The sequence below is a fragment of the Psychrobacillus sp. genome, from assembly GCF_032154225.1.
Taxonomy (GTDB): domain Bacteria; phylum Bacillota; class Bacilli; order Bacillales_A; family Planococcaceae; genus Psychrobacillus.
Window position 1 is genome coordinate 357316 of the sequence record NZ_JALDYF010000001.1, and the last position, 18652, is coordinate 375967.

General features: G+C 35.8%; 23 protein-coding genes. All 23 read right to left on the reverse strand.

The window, feature by feature from the left end; genetic code table 11:
- Positions 1–229 precede the first annotated feature (229 nt).
- Positions 230–1867 carry a hemoblobin-interacting domain-containing protein gene (locus RUH95_RS01850; RefSeq protein ID WP_313891107.1) on the reverse strand — a complete coding sequence of 546 codons (1638 nt, stop codon included), beginning with the start codon at positions 1865–1867 and terminating at the stop codon, positions 230–232.
- A gap of 281 nt (positions 1868–2148) precedes the next feature.
- Positions 2149–3951 carry a hemoblobin-interacting domain-containing protein gene (locus tag RUH95_RS01855; RefSeq protein ID WP_313891108.1) on the reverse strand — a complete coding sequence of 601 codons (1803 nt, stop codon included), beginning with the start codon at positions 3949–3951 and terminating at the stop codon, positions 2149–2151.
- Between the two features lie 223 nt (positions 3952–4174).
- Positions 4175–4753: a lasso peptide biosynthesis protein gene (locus RUH95_RS01860; protein WP_313891109.1), complete on the reverse strand. Its 579-nt coding sequence runs from the start codon at positions 4751–4753 to the stop codon at positions 4175–4177.
- Positions 4754–4835: 82 nt separating this feature from the next.
- Entirely contained in the window at positions 4836–4991 is a 156-nt protein-coding gene (locus tag RUH95_RS01865; protein ID WP_313891110.1) for a hypothetical protein, read from the reverse strand.
- Positions 4992–5013: 22 nt separating this feature from the next.
- Positions 5014–5208: a hypothetical protein gene (locus tag RUH95_RS01870; protein WP_313891111.1), complete on the reverse strand. Its 195-nt coding sequence runs from the start codon at positions 5206–5208 to the stop codon at positions 5014–5016.
- The gene (locus RUH95_RS01875) at positions 5208–6479 is read right to left on the reverse strand and encodes a phage tail-collar fiber domain-containing protein (protein WP_313891112.1); all 1272 of its coding nucleotides are present in this window, start codon (positions 6477–6479) and stop codon (positions 5208–5210) included. The genes RUH95_RS01870 and RUH95_RS01875 overlap by 1 nt, the downstream gene beginning before the upstream one ends.
- The gene (locus RUH95_RS01880) at positions 6480–7043 is read right to left on the reverse strand and encodes a phage tail protein I (RefSeq protein WP_313891113.1); all 564 of its coding nucleotides are present in this window, start codon (positions 7041–7043) and stop codon (positions 6480–6482) included. It lies immediately after the preceding gene.
- Positions 7036–8169, reverse strand: coding sequence for a baseplate assembly protein (locus RUH95_RS01885; RefSeq protein WP_313891114.1), 1134 nt, complete (start codon positions 8167–8169; stop codon positions 7036–7038). Before RUH95_RS01885 ends, RUH95_RS01880 begins: the two co-directional genes overlap by 8 nt.
- Entirely contained in the window at positions 8156–8464 is a 309-nt protein-coding gene (locus RUH95_RS01890; RefSeq protein WP_313891115.1) for a GPW/gp25 family protein, read from the reverse strand. Before RUH95_RS01890 ends, RUH95_RS01885 begins: the two co-directional genes overlap by 14 nt.
- A complete protein-coding gene (locus tag RUH95_RS01895; protein ID WP_313891116.1) occupies positions 8465–8863 on the reverse strand; it encodes a phage tail protein in 399 nt (132 codons plus the stop codon). It abuts the gene before it with no gap.
- An 8-nt stretch (positions 8864–8871) separates the two neighbouring features.
- The gene (locus tag RUH95_RS01900; RefSeq protein WP_313891117.1) at positions 8872–9294 is read right to left on the reverse strand and encodes a hypothetical protein; all 423 of its coding nucleotides are present in this window, start codon (positions 9292–9294) and stop codon (positions 8872–8874) included.
- Positions 9295–9296: 2 nt separating this feature from the next.
- Positions 9297–10316: a phage late control D family protein gene (locus tag RUH95_RS01905; RefSeq protein ID WP_313891118.1), complete on the reverse strand. Its 1020-nt coding sequence runs from the start codon at positions 10314–10316 to the stop codon at positions 9297–9299.
- A gap of 4 nt (positions 10317–10320) precedes the next feature.
- On the reverse strand, positions 10321–10527 hold the full coding sequence (locus RUH95_RS01910; protein WP_313891119.1) for a tail protein X: 207 nt from the start codon (positions 10525–10527) through the stop codon (positions 10321–10323).
- 18 nt (positions 10528–10545) lie between these two features.
- Positions 10546–13047, reverse strand: coding sequence for a phage tail protein (locus RUH95_RS01915; protein ID WP_313891120.1), 2502 nt, complete (start codon positions 13045–13047; stop codon positions 10546–10548).
- 175 nt (positions 13048–13222) lie between these two features.
- On the reverse strand, positions 13223–13510 hold the full coding sequence (locus tag RUH95_RS01920; protein WP_313891121.1) for a phage tail assembly protein: 288 nt from the start codon (positions 13508–13510) through the stop codon (positions 13223–13225).
- A 14-nt stretch (positions 13511–13524) separates the two neighbouring features.
- A complete protein-coding gene (locus RUH95_RS01925) occupies positions 13525–14043 on the reverse strand; it encodes a phage major tail tube protein (RefSeq protein WP_313891122.1) in 519 nt (172 codons plus the stop codon).
- Positions 14044–14045: 2 nt separating this feature from the next.
- Positions 14046–15500 carry a phage tail sheath family protein gene (locus RUH95_RS01930; RefSeq protein WP_313891123.1) on the reverse strand — a complete coding sequence of 485 codons (1455 nt, stop codon included), beginning with the start codon at positions 15498–15500 and terminating at the stop codon, positions 14046–14048.
- Complete coding sequence (locus RUH95_RS01935) at positions 15487–15816, reverse strand: hypothetical protein (RefSeq protein WP_313891124.1); 330 nt, start codon at positions 15814–15816, stop codon at positions 15487–15489. Before RUH95_RS01935 ends, RUH95_RS01930 begins: the two co-directional genes overlap by 14 nt.
- Positions 15813–16277 carry a hypothetical protein gene (locus tag RUH95_RS01940; protein WP_313891125.1) on the reverse strand — a complete coding sequence of 155 codons (465 nt, stop codon included), beginning with the start codon at positions 16275–16277 and terminating at the stop codon, positions 15813–15815. The genes RUH95_RS01935 and RUH95_RS01940 overlap by 4 nt, the downstream gene beginning before the upstream one ends.
- The gene (locus RUH95_RS01945) at positions 16277–16840 is read right to left on the reverse strand and encodes a phage tail protein (RefSeq protein WP_313891126.1); all 564 of its coding nucleotides are present in this window, start codon (positions 16838–16840) and stop codon (positions 16277–16279) included. The genes RUH95_RS01940 and RUH95_RS01945 overlap by 1 nt, the downstream gene beginning before the upstream one ends.
- Positions 16840–17157, reverse strand: a complete 318-nt coding sequence (locus tag RUH95_RS01950; protein ID WP_313891127.1) for a hypothetical protein — start codon at positions 17155–17157, stop codon at positions 16840–16842. The genes RUH95_RS01945 and RUH95_RS01950 overlap by 1 nt, the downstream gene beginning before the upstream one ends.
- Before the next feature lie 13 nt (positions 17158–17170).
- Positions 17171–17584 (reverse strand): hypothetical protein, encoded by a 414-nt coding sequence (locus RUH95_RS01955; protein WP_313891128.1) that lies wholly within the window; start codon positions 17582–17584, stop codon positions 17171–17173.
- Between the two features lie 15 nt (positions 17585–17599).
- Complete coding sequence (locus RUH95_RS01960) at positions 17600–18643, reverse strand: major capsid protein (protein WP_313891129.1); 1044 nt, start codon at positions 18641–18643, stop codon at positions 17600–17602.
- Positions 18644–18652 lie beyond the last annotated feature (9 nt).

Genomic DNA, 18652 nt, shown 5'->3' on the forward strand with positions numbered 1-18652 from the left:
TATACATTAAATGACATCATCGCAATACTGACAAATGTTAATAATGGCTAAAAATAGTAACTTATTCTTAAACTCTGTTTTGAGTGAAAAACTGTATAAAAAGAACGCCCGAATTGGACGTTCTTACGTAGTGATATTCGATTTTATTTAGGACGCTTAAGGTTCCGAATTCGTCATAATGAAATGAGCACACAACTGTATGCTCTTAATGTTACTATTTATTAATATACTACTGCACAACAACTGTTACGATAGCATCTTGATAACCTTTTGCTTTAATTGTCCAGTCATATGTGCCTTTAGTTTGATATGTGAGTTGACCGTCACTTTTCGAATCAAAATACATTTTCCCATTGGTTATATGGAAATTGTTTGTATGATCAATTACATTACTATTCCAATCATCGTAGAAGAAAAGTGAGATTTTAGTTATAGCATTTCTCCAATTCAGATCATCCGTAAAAGTAAACTCAATAGTACTACCTATTGTCACTGTTGAAACTGCATTTATAACTGGTGAGACTTTCAAAATGATTACTGTTACCGTTACCGTTACCGATCCAGTATCAGCAGTTTTACCAGATGCTTTATGTTTTACTGTATACACAACTGTTGAAGTCCCATCAGCTAAAATCATACCTTTTGTATCATATTTTGTAAGATCAGATGTTGTATTAACCGAAATAGTATAATCAGCGTCAACTGTTGGTAGAGAAACTGTTCCAGCTAAATCTGTAGCAGCAAAGGTTAATGGAATTTTAGCTGCTTCCGCATTTACTAAATCTTGATTTTGTTGTTCTTCTTCTACTAATGTTTTAACGTCAGTAATCTCCGCTTTTGCGTCTGTAAATGCTTGATCAACATCTGTTATTGACTTTGATGCATTTATTGCGCTTGTCCATTTTGTTTTTAAAGCTGAAATCGTGTCCCAATTCGCTGTGCTATAAGAGGCATTTACATCTACTTTATAATTCGTTAGTTCTTTAATTGCTTCTGCCTTCGCTAAACGTAATGCTCGTTGCGCTGAAGTTTCGGATGAACCTCCACTACCCCCGCCTGTTGACGGTGGTGTTACTGGTGGAGTCGGAACCACTGGAGTTATAGGTGGTGGGAAGACGATTGCTTGCAGTCTCTCCAACTCTTTTATTAATGCTTGGTGGAATGCATTTGTACTAGATAGTTTTGCTACTAGTGATGGAATATCTTCTATCGATTTGATTGCTTCTTCTTTTTTTCCTGCAAGAAGTAACTGTTGTGCACTAGCAGCTTTCATCATAATAGTTACGGGAACGATCAGTTCATCACGTTTTGCATCCGCTGGCTTTTTATACTTTTCTAGCAATAGATCACGAGGTGCTTTTCCAGTGAATCGATACAAAATAGACGTTCTTGATTTTAGTTGAACTGATAACTTGTGATACGCTTTTTCAACTGACAAGAAGTCATTTTTCGCTTCTGCTTCTTTTATTTCTTTTAGCAATGGCTCCAAATACTTCGTTGCGTAGTTGTAAGCATCAATGTATGGGATAAGCCCTTTTACGATTTTTTCTTCATACAATGTTTCTAATTCTTTCAACTTCGCTTGTTTTTCTTTTTCTGACAGATTAGATGCCAGAATGAGTTTTTTTGTTGCTTCGTAGTTTTTCTTCACACTGTTTAATATAGGGTCTAGCGTAGAACTCGGTACCAGATTCCCCTTTAAAGCAGGTTCTACATAAGCCAATGCCGCTTTTTTCATTTCTATTTTTACATAGTCAATAGATTGCTGGACGGAAGTTGTTTGTCCGTGTGCAATTGATGAAAAAGATAGAATGGATGAAACTAATAAGATAGCCACCATTATTTCTTTCCAGAGTTTTCTTTTCATGTTTTCTCTCCTTTTTTGAGTACTTATATACAGACTCTTTTATAGGATAAACTAAATTTAATAATCGCAATACTGAGGAATGTTAATAGTGACTAAATATATTTATATTTATTTTTATTTTTCATAAACTCTAACTATTGTATTAAAAAAGAACACTCCGAATTGGAACGTTCTTACTTTGTTGCTATTTATTTTTTGTTTCGACGCAGTTTGTTCCAAATGCGACCTAAACAAAAAGAGCACCCGATTGGATGCCCTAGGTATTGCTAAACTATTATTTGTTATTTTAATACCATAGTTACAAAACTATCTTCATATCCAATTGCTTTAACCGTTAATACCCATGTATCTGTACCAATAATCTTAAAGTTTTTAGTTCTCAATTCACCTTCGCTAGTCACATAGTTACTTTCAGTAAATTCAGCAAATTCATTTCTGCTAGATAATACTTGAATTGAGGTAATATTATTTCTCCAATCCGGATTATCTATGAAAGTAAATACATAATTAGGAAAATAATTTACTTGCCCCTCCACAGATGCGTTCAATACTGGTGGTACTTTCAAAATGGTTACTGTTACCGTTACCGTTACCGTTACAGTATCGGCAGTTTTACCTGATGCTATATGTGTCACTGTATACACTACTTCGGAAGTACCATCAGCTTGAATTTTACCATTCATATCATAACTTATATCGCTGGTTGTTGATTTAACCGAAATTGTATAATCTGCACCAACTTTTGGGAGAGAAACTGTTCCAACTGGATTTCTAGCAACAAATGTTGATTGAATTTTAGCTGCTTCTGCTTTTACTAAATCTTGGTCCTGTACTAATGTATTAACTAAATCAATTTCCTTCTGTGCATTTATAAGTGCTTGATTAACAGCTGCAATTGTCTTTGACGCGTTGATTGCAGTTAATACATTACCCTTCACTCCCTCTATTTTTTCCCAGTTTTTTGGGCTATAATCAGCTGACTTATAACTCGCTAGCACTGCAATCGCATCTGCCTTCGCTTTATCTAAAGCTATTTCTTGGACTATTGTCAAAACTTTAGCTATTTCTGCTTTTGCATCATCTAATGCTATTGTTACATCTGTTGTTGTTTTGGCTGATTTGATTGCGTTTGTCCCAGTTTTTTTTAAAGATAAGATTGTTGTCCAATTTGCGGACGAGTAATCAGTTTCCTTATAATTTGTTAGTTTGGCAATCGCATCTTCCTTCGCTAAACGTAATGCTCGTTGTGCTGAAGTTTCGGACGAACCACTACTATCTCCACCACCTGTTGATGGTGGTGTCGAAACTACTGGTGGTAGTGGTGCTGGAAATACGATTGCTTGAAGTCTTTCCAATTCTTTTAGTAATGCCAGGTGGAACGGAAGTGTACTAGATAGTTTAGCTGCTAAAGCTTGGATTTCTTCTATCGCTTTTTGCGCTTCTTCTTTTTTTCCTGCAAGCAGTAATTGTTGTGCAGTTGTAGCTTTCATTATAATCGTCACGGGAATGATCAGTTCATCTCGTTTTGCATCTGCTGGTTTTTTATACTTGTCTAGCAATAGATCACGAGCTGCTTTTCCTGAGAAACGATATAAAATGGATGTTCTTGATTTTAGTTGAACAGATAGCTTGTGATATGCTTTTTCAACTGCTAAGAAATCATTTTTCGCTTCTGCTTTTTTTATTTCTTTTAGTAAAGGATCTAAATATTTCGTTGCGTAGTTATAAGCATCGATGTATGGGATAAGCCCTTTTACTATTTTTTCTTGGTACAATGCCTCTAGTTCTTTCAACTTCGCTTGCTTCTCTTGTTCTGACAAATTAGATACTAAAATAAGTTTTTTTGTTGCTTCGTAGTTTTTCTTCACACTGTTTAATACTGCATCGAGTGAAGAACTAGGTACTAGATTCCCCTTTAAAGCAGGGTTTACATAAGCCAAAGCTGCTTGTTTCATTTCCATTTTTACTGTATCGATTGATTGTTGGACGGAAGTTGTTTCTCCGTAAGCAGTTGGTGAAAAAGATAAAATAGTCGAAACGAGTAACACCGCTACGATTATTTCTTTCCATAGTTTACTTTTCATAATTTCTCTCCCTTTTGAAGTACCTTTAAAATACATACTCTCTTTAAGGATAAACAAATTTTTGATTATTACAATACTGAGGAATGTTAGTGATTACAAATACCTACACGTGTTTCATAAACGCTTTTTGAGTAAAAAGATATATAAAAAGAACGCTCCGATTGGAACGCTCCTCTTTGTTGAAGTTTTGTTTTTTACGACACTATATGTTCCCAATATTCATCTAACTTTTTAAAATGCGTCTTGTATCCTTATACTTCTGCCTCAGTTCAATTCTTTCTAATTTCAAGCGGAGATTTTTACCTATTACTTTTACAATTTTCCATGCTCCTTCTTTAAACACTGGATACGCATCCATATAATTAACAAACGGAGTAACGTAAATTTGTTGAGCAACTTCATCTAATCCAGCAATTGATTTTGAACCGTATTCCAAGTCGGACGCGGTTACCGTGAATAAATCATATCCACCATAAACAGGAGCATTTTTAGACCCATCTAAAGTAAGTTGTATAGCAATATCGAAAACTTTCCCATCAATTTCAACCCATGAATGATCAAAGTATTGTTCACCTGTTTTTACTTCTCCAATACACAATTCATTGTCGATTCCTTGCTCATTTAGTAAAACGTGAAAAACACTAGACATTAAATGGCAAGCCCCTGGATTAGGGTTTAATTTATAATAATCAGATACCGCAAAAAAAGTATTCAAAACTTTTTCTGATTGGTCGTGATCAAATGGTGTTTCTTCAGCTAATATTCTATATGACTTAGTATTATTTAATTTTACACTTTCCATATTCATCATTCCTCTCTTTATATTATTCTATAATTCGACATATAAGAGTGAAAATCCTTCAAACATAAAAAATAACGCTAGCTTATGCTGCGTTTAAAAGGTTTCCTAGTTCTGTGTACTGATCTTGCGTAATGCGATCACCAACCAAAAAAATATCTAGCTTCTGTTGCATATCCTCTTTTGATACAAACGATTGACGCTCAATTTGTGATTTACATGCACGGTAAGTTAAGTTCATCTTTATTCCCCATTCTATTTTTTTATAGTCCTAATTCAATCATTGTTACTCGATAATCTACATCAATTACATAGTCCATTAACATGTCAGTTTCTGATGGCGATTGCGGTACTTCGGGTTCGGGAGGATTTTCGTCTATCCATTTTTGCGTTGGGTTTAAGTGTACTAAAACATTTCCTTTTTTAAACCAATCACCGTATTCATCGGTATAATTCATTATTTAGGAACCCCCCACACGACAATTTTCCCACTAATGATTCTATGTGAAGCGTCACCTATTACCGCTTTCAACGTAACTTTTCTCAAAATATCTGCTTGTCTAGCGTTATTCAGTAACACCGCACCGCCCGCATAAAGGGGTAGATTAGACACTTGATTAGACGAACTATTATGGGTTGCCCCTCCCGCTTCAATCCATGTTTGAAAAGCCCGCTCACCTGTCTTTTGTAAAAGTGTACACATAAAGGTTGTTATAGTTTTTGACATACCAACTTTAAAAACGGTAGTCGCAGTATTATCGTTTAACAAAACCTGTATTTCTTGTGGATTAACTCCGCTATATGTCGTTTTAACATTTTCTATATATACCTCTACATCAGTATAATTTTCTAAATCATTGATAATATATTCTATTGCGGGGCTAATAGACATATCAATATCAGCAATTTTTACTTTTTGAATAGAAAGCCCAGTTGGTAGTTTCCCACTACTATCTAGCCCCACAAATCCGTTTGCTTGATTACGTAAAGACTCATTTATTTTTTTATCTAATTCGGTCTGTAACCCAGTCACTTGACCAATTGTATGCGTATGACTGGCAGGTGCTTTTGTATTAGCTATATCGGCAACCGCTTTTACCGCACCCGCTGTAGCTGCCTCATTGTTACTAGTACTAGTTATCGTTGGGTTTAATATGGTATGTCCGTAGCCTGTTGTCGTCGCCTTTTCGGCCATATGCGTCGTAAGCTTTTCGTCAGAATAGTTTTTTGCTGCCTCTTCAGCTCCATCTGCTTTTTCTTGTGCACCTGCAGGAGTTTCGAAAATTAAGCTTTGGTCGATTATTGCAGAAATGTTAGCTGCATTGCCTGTAAGGACTTGTATATCAATAGCTTTTTCGACAATATCTGCCCCTCCGCCTGGTGGTATATATTCTGCTAATGCACCAGCATTCCCATAACAATATAGGATTTCTCCTAAATCAGGATCTGTTGCAAATATCCCGATTTCCCTAAAATAAAATCCCGATTGGATTGAGTTATTATTCATTATCGTTCCAATTACCGCTGTTGTGGAATTCATTACTTTCAATTTGCTTATAGATAGGCTCATAACTTGATGTTTTAAATCAGTTAAATCAAAAATTGGTGATGTACCTAGTTGGCCATCTCCTATTCCGATACGAGTGTATATTAATGGTGCCCCTGCTTGAGCTTTTGCTTGCAAGTTTCTGCCTCTGTTTGTTAATAATATTCCTCCAAATGAACTCATTTACATCACCTGCTTAAATATATGTTTGTCTCCAACATGAACAAATGCACCAGAAAACAAGTTCATTTGTTCTGCTTGAAGCATAGTAATACTTTCTAATATTGCTGTCCTTTTTTTAACTGAATTAAGGGCACGAATAAACTCCTGTGCTCTTTCGTTTGTAACACTTTGGTTGCTTGTTATTACCCGGAAATGAAATGGCTCTCCACCGTATTCAAACCACTCTTCTACTTCTCCATCACCGAATACTGCATTTATTAGATCTTCAACCGCTTTACCTGTTCCTTTTTCCATATGAATAATCATGGATTCATTGATTAATTTCTGCTTTATTTCTATTGGATAGCTACTGTCATAAAAATCTACATGTAAATCAGCTGCAACTATATCTAATAGTTTGTTGTCTGTAAGGTTAGGATTAACGAAAAAATCTAACTTCCTAGCTTCGACTAAGGATCTAGAAGTCGAATTATCTAAAGATTTTGCAGCAGCAATGATATCTTTGTCGTGCTTAATTGAACTTGGTAAAATTGAGAGTATAGAAAGATCATCTAGTTTATTCATCTTCTAAACCTCCATATATATAAGACACCTGATCTGCATGTGCTACTTCATTTTCATTCAGTACTTGAAAAGATGGACTGATAACTTCAACCCTTTTCGCTCCGGCTTGTCTTAATTTAAATATCAGTTCTGAAGGGTTAATATCACGCCCTGTTTTTGACTTTTGCCAAAGAATGAATTCGTTAATAGCAACCTGAACATTACTTTGGATAGTAGCAAGTTTTGAAATATCAGATCCAGATACATAGTAAGTAACGTTCACGTTGTAAGATACAACATCAGGGGCACTAGCCTGCACTTTATCAGTAAGGGGTCGTTTATCCTTGCCTAAATATTTTAGGAGCCCATCCAAAAAGGTTGTCGTTGGTAAATCCCCGTTTTTTAAAATAACCCTAATATCTACAACTCCATCAGCAGGATTTAAAATCCGTGCATCAATTACAGAAGAACTGTAGCCTTTTACTAAGTATTCATACGCAGATTCTGGACCAGCAACGCTCATCCCTTCTGGAGCTAGATAAACCCTTATTCTATAAGGATCGTCTTCCTCGATATCCTCTCCACCTTGCGTTACATCTAAATTACTTGCCTCGATCAAAAAAGGCATAGAATCTACAATTACATTTATTTGACCTACTAAAAAGTTATTGCCAGATGCACCTAAATCTGATGCAATAACATTTACCACCAGTTCTTGTTCTCCTGGTTGCAATTCATTGACAGTTTCTGTTTCAAAGAAAACGTTAGAACCAGGTGAAAACCGATTCCCTTGAGGAATTAATATAATCTGCGAAAATGCTTTGGAAAACTTTAAAAGCATTCTGGTTCGTGCTGGCTTTGCTTTATTTCGAGGTGTTTTCATTCGTGCCCCGAGAAGATCTAAATTTGCACCTTTTGCATACTTTACGGAATTTTGTTTTGCAGTTTCGTTGATAACATGACGTAATTGTATTTCTCGAAGTGCTTGAGTATATAAAAAAATACGTATCGGATCACCAGGTTGCAATAATTTGCGTGTGCCTGTAGATTCAAAATACGCATTTTGATAATCGTTAACAATTTCCGCAATGATTACTTCTGGATTGGTTTCAACAAATTCAATATCCGGCAAATCACTCAGGCTCATAAGATAACACCACCTTTGGATAAAATTTCCCTTCTGATTCTTCGTAAGTGAAACTTACATCCTCAACTCGTACATCGGGTTCATACTTTCGTATTTTCGTTAAACATTCCGCGGTGTACAGATCTTGGGCTTCATTCAAAGGCAAATCTAAAACATCTAGACTAATTCCAAAACCACGATCGTATGGAACTTCACCTTCTAATGTTGTTAATATAACTTTCACATTTCGAATCTTTTCTACATCTAATTGTGAATTGGAATCTAAAAGTATCTCAGTATTTTTAAGATTTAGCATTTATAAATCCTCTCCATATTCCTCTAATGTAATATCCACTTTACAGCTATAAAGTTCACCCTTGTTCCAAATAATATCCCACGAGCTCGAAACACTCTCTACAGTCCATTTATCAGTCCCCATTAACTTACCGCCAATCACTAATGTTCGTGCTTCCTGTCGATGCTTCATACGGTGCCAAACTTCTAATTCTTTACGTGGTTTAACTCCATTAGCAGCAGATAGATGAATAGTAAATGTGATTGTGTCTAGTTCGGGTCCAATATATTCTTTGATTGGTTTTCGACCAATCACTCCATGCTTTTCATTTCGAACGGTCGAATCATATTTCATATCACTAAATGTTAGCGTCTTTTTAGCGCTTGAAACAAATTTCACATTTCCAAAATAGCCAATCATTTGATCACCTAGCCTAAAATAGTGCCTGAAATAACACCAGTTACGGTAAGATTACCATTCACAATAAGATTGCCATTTGTAGCAATATCACTGTGAATAGTAATATCATTTTCAGCACTAATAGTTAGTTTTTTTAGCTTTAAATCGTACTCAAAGACTAATCCATCTTTAAACTGTTTTACGTATTTATTTTCATCCGGAATAGGTGGTGGGTTTTCGTCATTGAAATATGGCCCTATGCAGTAACCCTCCTCTGTTCCATTCGAAAGGAAAATGCAGACCACACTTTCTCCAACAGACGGAAAACTCTGTTCGAAACTCAATAGTGCAATATCGTCTAGCACCGTATCATCTAAATCTGGGAATGTGACACGAATAGTCCCTTTTTGGACGTTTAACCCATCAACAATACCAACACGGATATTATTCATTATTAATACCCTCCTAATACTTTGTGGAGTTCTAAAGTAGTCTTATATCCAGCTAAACTATGTGATGCTTTGTCCACATAATACTTTCCACTAAAGCTTCCGAATCCCTTTAGTAAAATCGTACATGCAGCTAATATACGAGTATCCCCTACCAATTCCAGTGTTGCTGTTACTTGCTTTTTATTTTTCTTTCTTAAGGTGCTTTGAGCTAGTCTTTTTGCTTCTTCTAGATTAGCTACTCTTTTATTTACTTTGAAAATTTTATCTTTCTTTAAATCGATTTCTCTTGTAGAAAATAAGTATTCTATCAGCTTCTTTTTCTGAGGATCAAAATACTTTACACTGACTCCAACATACCCCGTGTCGGTGAGCGTTGGTTTAAAAGAATAGCCTAAAACCGTACTCGCATTTTCAATAAATGTTGCAACTGTCTTTTTAGATTCATATTCTTGCTCATTAAACACAATAACCTGTTGATCTGTAATTTTAAAAGCAAAACTTTCATCTTCACATGCTTGTTGGTAAAATGCAGCATCTGCGGTATCTGACTGTTCTTTCTTTTTAAGTAAAGGATTAGTTTTACTATCAAAAAAGAATTGCAAACCATAGCGGCTTGCAATTTCTTTCCCTAACGCTTTAATGGTTATGTTTTTCCATACCTTACTCCGTTTTGTATGCATAAAATTGCTATTCGCAGGAGTAGATACACCTTTTAAATTTATAACCGATGGTCGTCCACTGTATTCAGGTGCGTCAACCATGAATGTCCCACAAGGTAGACGTTTCTTTTCCCCATCTTTTCTCCAATTTATTGTTACGATATTAGCTATTAAGGTGTCTCCTTGCTCAAAATTCCACTTATTAATCCATTTACGATTTGCATCATTTATGGTTATCGTCACATCGTCTGCTTCGCCAGAAGCATTGTCAGTATAATTAAATGAAAGGAGGTCTTTTCCCAGTTGAGCTGTAATGTCTACTCCCTGATAAAAAACCTCCGCATATGCTCTACGCGCTAACATGTGATCATCCTCTCTTCCATGGTGGTAAATCGGCAAACTGTGTTATTGTTTCTACAATTGGTGTTTCCAAAGTTACTCCAGCAGAAAATATTACTGTTGAAGTATGTTCTGGATTCGCTTTAATCAAGACATTTGTATGAAACTCGCTATTGTATACTTTATTAGAAATGACATCCCACATATCGCCCTGAATGGTTGTGTATTTTTCCATTCCTTCACCTCATAGAAATTATTGATTAAAGCTTAATCTTTTTCGATCAGCATCTAAATCTTTAGCAAAACGCTTAAATTCTTGGAATCCTTTTTGTTGTACTTGCTCTACATCATTTTTTGAAGGATTACCATAGAAAACATAACTAGGGTTATATACAATTTGTTGGCCGCTTCCACCACTACTGTTATTGTTTGATTTTCCTAACAATGCATCTAATTTAGATAAAGGAAGTACAGCTTCTTGCTCTTTACCTTCTCCAATCATTGCTAGTGTCGCTCCTTGTGTAATGCCCCCATTTGCAAGCATAGGAATTGTAGGGAGATTAAAGCCAATTGTACTTCCGCCAAACTCAGGCACCCAATCTGGGACTGTTAAACTAACCTTATTAATACCGCCAATCATTGCGTTTGCCGCTACCACTAAGCTATTTATTGCTCCTCTACCAGCTCCTGTAACACCTGTAAATAATCCTTTTACTAAGCCTGTAATAGCTCCTACAACAGAACTTACAACTCCTTTTAAAGCCGTAAAAGGTGAAATCATGCCCATTTGCATTTGCATAAATATGCTTGAAACATTAGTCCATAAATTTCCGATTATCGCTCTTATTGCTCCGATAAAACCACTTACTCTACTTACTACAGCTCCTACGACAGTCGATATTGAATTCTCAATAAAACCAATTACACTAGAGAACATTCCTCGAACCGCAGATACAATTGACATAAAAATATTCACGCCAAAAGTTCTAGCAGTTTGAAATATGGTAATAAACCTTGAAATAGCACTTCCAGCAACACCAACAATAGATCCTACAGATTTAGCAATAGACTTAAAGATTCCGATTCCTATTTTATAAAAGCCGTCCATGAAAAGATGATAGTAATATTGCACATTTGTTGCTAATTTAGTGCCCAAACCTTTAAAAAATCCTACTATGCCTTTTACAATAGTCCCTACACTTTTCACAAGTTTTCCGACCATCATCAAGTTCCATAAATTCCAAAGAAATTGAACTGCTCCGACAAGTACTTGTTTAACAGCTTTCCATAAACCCGACCAGTCTCCTGTAAATAGAGTCGCAAATATTTTTACTACACCTAAAATAACCTTTAGTGCACCTTGTATAACACCTTTAACATTAGCCCAAACGCTGTTTAATATTAGTAGTACAACTGGTGCTAAGAATTGTATTACTTTGTTTATTACGGTAAAGACATTTTGAACTGCTTGTATAATTTGCTTTCCATTTTCATTCCAAAAAGTCGCTATTTGTTCTACAATACTTAATACAAATCCTACTATCTTGTTCACAAAAGGAGCAATTATTGGGAGAATTGTTTGAACTACAGAAATTAATCCGTTCACTACTGTTTTAATGTATTGAAAAGCAACACCTAATGCACTAATAATTTTCGATCCATGTTTGTCCCAAAAAGTAGAGATTTGTTGAAAGACATTGCTCCATACATTTATTACTGTCATTGCTATTGGTTTTACTTTAGCAACGAGACTACTAAACTCTGTTGTGACACTATTCTTAAGCACTTGAAATTTCTTTATCAATTCACCAAAATTTATTTTCTTTGATATAGCGCTTGAAAACCCGCTCATTGTATTTTTAAAATTTTCGAACTTTTTCATTACCTGGTCTGGATTTATTTTATTTAATACACTTGTCACCCTAATTAATTGTTTATTCACAATGCCCAATATTGGACTACCGAATTTCGCTAATAGAGCATCCCACGTGTTTTTTACCATCGCTAGATTATTAGCATAGCTATCTGCTTCACGTTCACCTTGGCCAAATACTCCTGCCGCTGTATGTTGTCTTAAAGCTTCTTGTGTCTTTAACGTTTCCTGCTCCGTGATAGTAAGCTTTTCCCACTTCTTTTTGTACGTCTCCAACGCTTTCGTGTTTAGCAAAGTTACATTCATGTTGACCATTGCTGTATCAACTGAGGTGTATTCGCCTTTAATCATTCCCATGAAACGTGCTGTAGTATCTGCCATTGATTCATTAGCGAACATATTCGCATCAACGGATCGCTCTAGATAATTTTGAGCAAGCTCATAAGCTTTACCTTCTTCAATGCCTTTACCTTTTAAAATTGCATAATATTGCATCATGGTGCTTTCTAGCTCACCGGGGTGCTTGTTCCACTTTTGTCCCATTTGACCAAGATACTTGTCTGTCGAAACAGTCATGGCTCCCATAACTTGTTCATATTGTTCCCGAACCGCTTGGAGTTCTGCCGAAGTCTCAGCCATCTTTTTTCCGAATCCGATTATGCTACTAACAGCAAATGCCCCTGCAAGTGCTCCACCCAAACCTAGAGCTACGCCTTTTAAAGAACCCATGCCTTTACCAAGAATTCCAGTTTGCCTATTAGCTCTTTCGGCATTTCTTGCAGTATCAGATAAATTCCGGTTGGCATTGGCAAATGCAGTACGCATTGAAGAATTCATAGAGGCCCCAAGTCTGAATGCTATCTCGTATGTTCTTGCACTCATTGTTTCTTCAATACCTCCTCTGCGTTTGTAATTGTGATTCCTAATTTATAAAAGCTCATGTTTTCGAAATAATCCATTCCCGTTTTTAAAGACAAAGAAAGACTCATGCACGTTTTCTGTAGCATGAGTCCATCTATTTTTTTTACATATTTATATCCTTCACGCTTAATGATACCTACGCGTTCAAAAAACCCATCACTTCGTTTTTCACTTTGAAACCTTCTTTTGCTGGTAGTCGATGGAAAAACTCGATTGGCTTTCCGCTTGCTTTTGCAGCAACAAGCATGGTAAAACCAAGTGATAATTCATTCATAACTGCAAAGTTTCCAGCAGCATTAAATTGTTGTTCAACCGTAAGCAAATCACTAGTAGTAAGGTTATCTAAACCACTTAAATCTACTTCCTTATAGTCAGTTCCCTCGAAATTGTAGGGTTTATTAAATTGAATTGTATTTTTACTCATCATGGTTCCTCCTGTTAGATAGCGTTTCTAATTTCAGCAAGTAAATCTGTGCCGTTTACGATAAAAACAAAGTTTAATTTATCGAATTCAAGAAGTACTTTTCCTGCTTCTTCAATTTTGATATACAAAACTTCTAATTTATTTGTTGTTTCAGTTGGTGCACCTACACTTAATTTCCCTAAACTTAAACCTTTCGGCATACCTCTTACCGTCACTTTTAAAGGTCGAATATTAGTCTTACCTTGAGCCACGTCATAGCTTTGTTGAGCCGCACGAAATACCAATGCTTTTCCAGCGTTTTTCATTAAATTAAATGATGTATCACTAAGCGTTCTGAATGGAATTTCGATTTCTTGAGAACTAAAATGCCCTGGTGTTGCAGACTCATACTCCCCTGCTATTCCTGCTCCACTTACTGTTTCCGTCATTGATTCAAAGTCTGGAAGTGTAATTTCTCCAGCAACACCTACAAGCTTGTCTACATCGTTGTACACATTGAAATTCACTACTTTATCTGGAATTGGATTACTCATCTTTATTCACCTCCTGTTAGATTTGTTGCTAAGATTGAGGGATCAAATTCCAATACATTGATAATTTCTTCGGCCGGAGTAAAGAATCCAACTTTTTGAATGAACTGGATTTTTCCGCTTAGGATTTCATTCATCGGGTTATCAACTTGTCGGAACTCAATTTTTGCGCCTGCAATAACTCCACTAGCTTGATAACCATTTGATCTAACGTTTTCTGAATCTACGATACTCTCAATTAATCGATAACTAATAGGACCATCTAGACTATCGAAAAAATTTAGAATGAACTGATTACCCCACCAGTCAAACATTCGGCGAACAGGAATAAAACGATCTTTAGGATCTGCTATGAGAGGAATATCCGCGTCAAACATAGCCGTATTGTTACCCCAAATTCTCCAACCTTTCATATTAATTGCAGTTACTACACCTTTTGCATTTAACACATTCGCTTCTACTTGGTCTAAGAACACTTCTTTACCATCATCATTTACCATTCCACTAATAGGAATTTTCATATTAGATGCTGAACGGTATGAAATACCTTTGTCTTCTGCATTTCGTCTTGCATATGCAGCTGCAACAACAGTGCTATAATTTAAAAATTTCCCCTTAATGATTGGTTTTGGCCAACATGGAATAGATGATTTATCTGTATAATAGTTGTCTTCTTTAAAAGTCAATGCATCCTCTTTTGTCTTGCCAATTAAGTCCAAAACATTCGACGCGTTGAAACAGCCATTAATTTTATAAGATTTCGCTACCAATACCGCTGCTACTTCAGGCAATTGAGAATAACCTGGTGCCAATAATATGTTTGGAACAACATCTAATGATGGAAAAATGGTTTTAGTAAGCTCTAGCCCACTAAAAGTATTTGTAGATTCCTCATATCCTCCAATAATTTCTAAAGTTGTTACTGATGAAGGATCTAATTGATCAAATGTTGCTTTTAATGATGTGATAGCTGAGCTAGAAAGAATAGATACTACTACATGCCCTTCGTCATTAAATCCAACGACATAATCTGTATCTTTTACATAAGATGTAGCCCCGGTACTATCTTTTAATACTAAGGAATCAAGTAATACCCCTTCCTCTTTTATTACTCCGATTTTATTGGTAATTGTTATACTCACGTCTGTTTCAGTCTTTTTATGAGCATTAGGATCAAGTACGTTTACGAATACAACAGGAGCTACTTTCAAAACTTCAAAGTTTACATACATCGCTTCACAAAGAGTAAAATTTTCATAATCATTTGAATACCCAAAATGACTTTTCGCTTCTTCCAATGACCTTAATAAAATCGGTTTATTTACTTTTGACTTTGGATCTGAAGTTAAGTTTATTGGTGCAGTACCAAATATTACTTGCACTGCTGAAAGTGTCTCTAATGGTTGCTCAATGGAAGTTGGATTTTCAAGTATTGTAAAGCCATGGTTATACTTCTTCATTTACAATTCCACCTTTCGTTTTACTAGCAGCCAATTCATAAAGTAAGTACTCTCGTGAACCTTTTATGACGAGATTTCTTTGCACTAAAGGGAGCTCCTTTGGTTCAATGAATAAACTTTTTAAAATCGGCATTGTTTCAATATGTTTTTTTACGTGGTCTGGTAATTCACCTTTGAATATTTGATACTGCTGCAGATTTTTTAAAGTTGGGCCAAAATAAATAAGCTGCTGATTTGATTTATCAGCAACTTTTGGCTTTGTTTTTTTATTTGGAACAGTTTTTTCAACTTCATCTAATACTTTTTCTTCTGTCATATCATTGCCTCCACATCTTCACGCATTGAGCGTGGTAATTCCCAACTTGTTTCAATCCAAGCAAAATAGTAAGGGTGGTTATCTTGATCGTTATAAAACCATTTTGGAGATTCTATCATTTCAAATTTTTCATCTACTGTAGGATTCCGTTCTAAATCCTGAATAGTTTTCTCTACAATAGATAATGCATCCCGATAACCTTGGTTATCTGAATTATCATCATGTGTAGCGATAATAAATAAAACTTTTACTTGGCCATTTTCACCTTCGTCCAAGTAGATAATGACACATGGATAATACGTGTCTTCTGGATTTCTAGAGGCAGATTTAACTTTTCTAGGAAGATGCTGTTCAAAAACTTGGACTTGTTTTAATACACCTTCCTGCGAATCCAATTGCATTCCTGTTAGAGCGTTTTTCGTTCGTGTTTTTAGAGCCTTTTGCAAATTTAACGCAGTCATTAACTAGACCTCCTAACTGTCAGAATTCTGTTTATTTCATGGTCCAACCTTTTTTCAAAAGCATCTTGACCTTTCTCTTGAATTGGACTTCCGATATCTTCATTTCCTAACATTTGAGGAATTGATGGTCCAAACAATCTGCCAATAGGAAGTCTAGACTTTTTAGCGCGAAGGAACAGTTTAGGACCGTTAATATCAGCCATGAAAGCCCCTTTTAACTTCTTTACCCCATCTTTTTTCACAGCAACGCTTAATGTCGATTTCCTTTTAGGATTAATTGACTTGGGAGTGACTTTAAATTTATCAAGAGGTATTGCTCCACCTTTTGACTTTACTTCTGCAGATAATGAACCTTTACTTGCTCTATTTTTTTTGAGAGTAACATCTATATCACCTGCTTTGATGTGATATTCTTTACGGACTTCTTTTTTGATATTCGTATTGATGTTTGACATTCCTCTGTTTAATGCACTAGCTATAGCATTAGGCGCTTTGCTTTTGAATGAGCCCAACCTTGACTGGACTTCCTTTAAACTTCGTTCATCAAAACCCACTGTAAACATCAGGCGCTAGTCCTTTCGCATAAAACTACTAGCATCCCAAGTTCTTCTTTACAATCCACTACAAGCCATTTAACGTTGTCATAAAAAACGATATTATCTGGGCGTGGATAAAAGGATATAGCAGATCGCTTGACATAAAAAAGGAGATCCTCTGTATGGACCCCTCTGACGCCTTTTCTCAATTGACGCTTTTTCATTTCATCATCATCAATTAGAACGACTACATCTTCATTTTCAAAGTTGATATTTTCTCCAAATTCATCTGGATTAAGAAATGTGTTAGAAATATCATTTTCCATTTGAGCTTTAAAATCCATATTGTCACTCCTTTTACTCAGGAATTTGATCTAAGAAATGTTCTTCCAGCTCTTTTTCAATAATTAAATTAATTAAATTTTGTTTCGAAATATTACCTGCAAATTCTAATTCTAACGATTTTGCCTCACCCCTAAGAATGTCTAGTTTGAAGTGATCATTAATTAAATTAAATACTTGGTCATCTGTTAAAGCATCTTCTGGACTTCCTAATCCATCATCTAAACCAGTTATTGGCATAGATGATTCACCATGTTCCGATTCAGTTGTTTCTTTGGAAGGAAATGAAGTTATTGTTTCATTAGTAACCTTAGCAGCATTCAAATTTAATAGACGTTTTGATGATGAGTCATCAACTTCTATTAAAATTTGATTCCGTTCAAAACGTTTACCGTTGTGCTTAATACGTTTCAATGCGATCAAATTCATAAACTTGTCTCCTCCTTATACAACCGTTGCTACATACCAACCATTAACATCTCCTGGTTGAGGCACAGGGCGTGAGCTTAAACGAACCATGAATGTTTCATTTTGTGAATCTGCCCAAGTTTTAGGAACGACTGCACCTTCATACGTAACAAACTTCTGTGATTTTTCATCAAGAATTGTGATAGCTCCATATGCAAACCCGCCTGATTTAGAGCGAGCTAACAATACTTTGTTCGCTGGGACAAATGGATGTTCATCGCCGCTTTCGTCTAGGTACCAATCATCGTACGTGTAAATTTCAATGCCTAATCCAGGTATTTTCCCAATGAATGTAATGGCATCATTTTGCACCGACGGTTGAATTTGTCCGATATTTACATTCAGTTTATTGAATTTATTTAAGAATTTTTCGTGACTCATTATCGCATTATGTGCATCTTCACCTAAAATAAGAATATTAGGAGAAACTCCTGATTCCTTAATAATATCTTTTCTCCAACCAGCGATATCACCGTAAGGATCACTATCTGGACTTGTCCATTTGTCAGTACCTGATAATACATCTGATTGAGTGAATTCATAGTCAATTTCTTGCTCAATTGTTTTTTCGCCATTTGCATCTGCATAGCCTTGCAAAATAACTTTGCCTGTAAATAATACTTGGGCAGACATCCACTCTTTCCGGCGAGTAATAGTATCACTCAACTCTTCCATATCACTTGCAAGTAATCTCACTTGACGTTGCGCTGGAGTCATTGTACTTACAACACTTTCCCCAATTAAACGAGCTTGTAGATCATCCGCTATCATTGGTCGTTGCGGTGCTAATCGTGGTGCTGTATAACGTTCCGTTTTATATCCGTCGCGTTTTACAGTAACTCCACCTACTCGTGGTGCAACGAATGGTGCAAGTGTACGTTTCCCTTTTTTAATATCTAAAAGGACTTCTTCAGTTAGGAACGTGTCTTCCCCTGGAAAAAACGTGTCTGATAAAAATGTTTGTGGTTTTGGCATGTTTTGTACTGCTTTTAATAGTGTGTGTGTGCTGTATAAATTCATTTAAAAGCC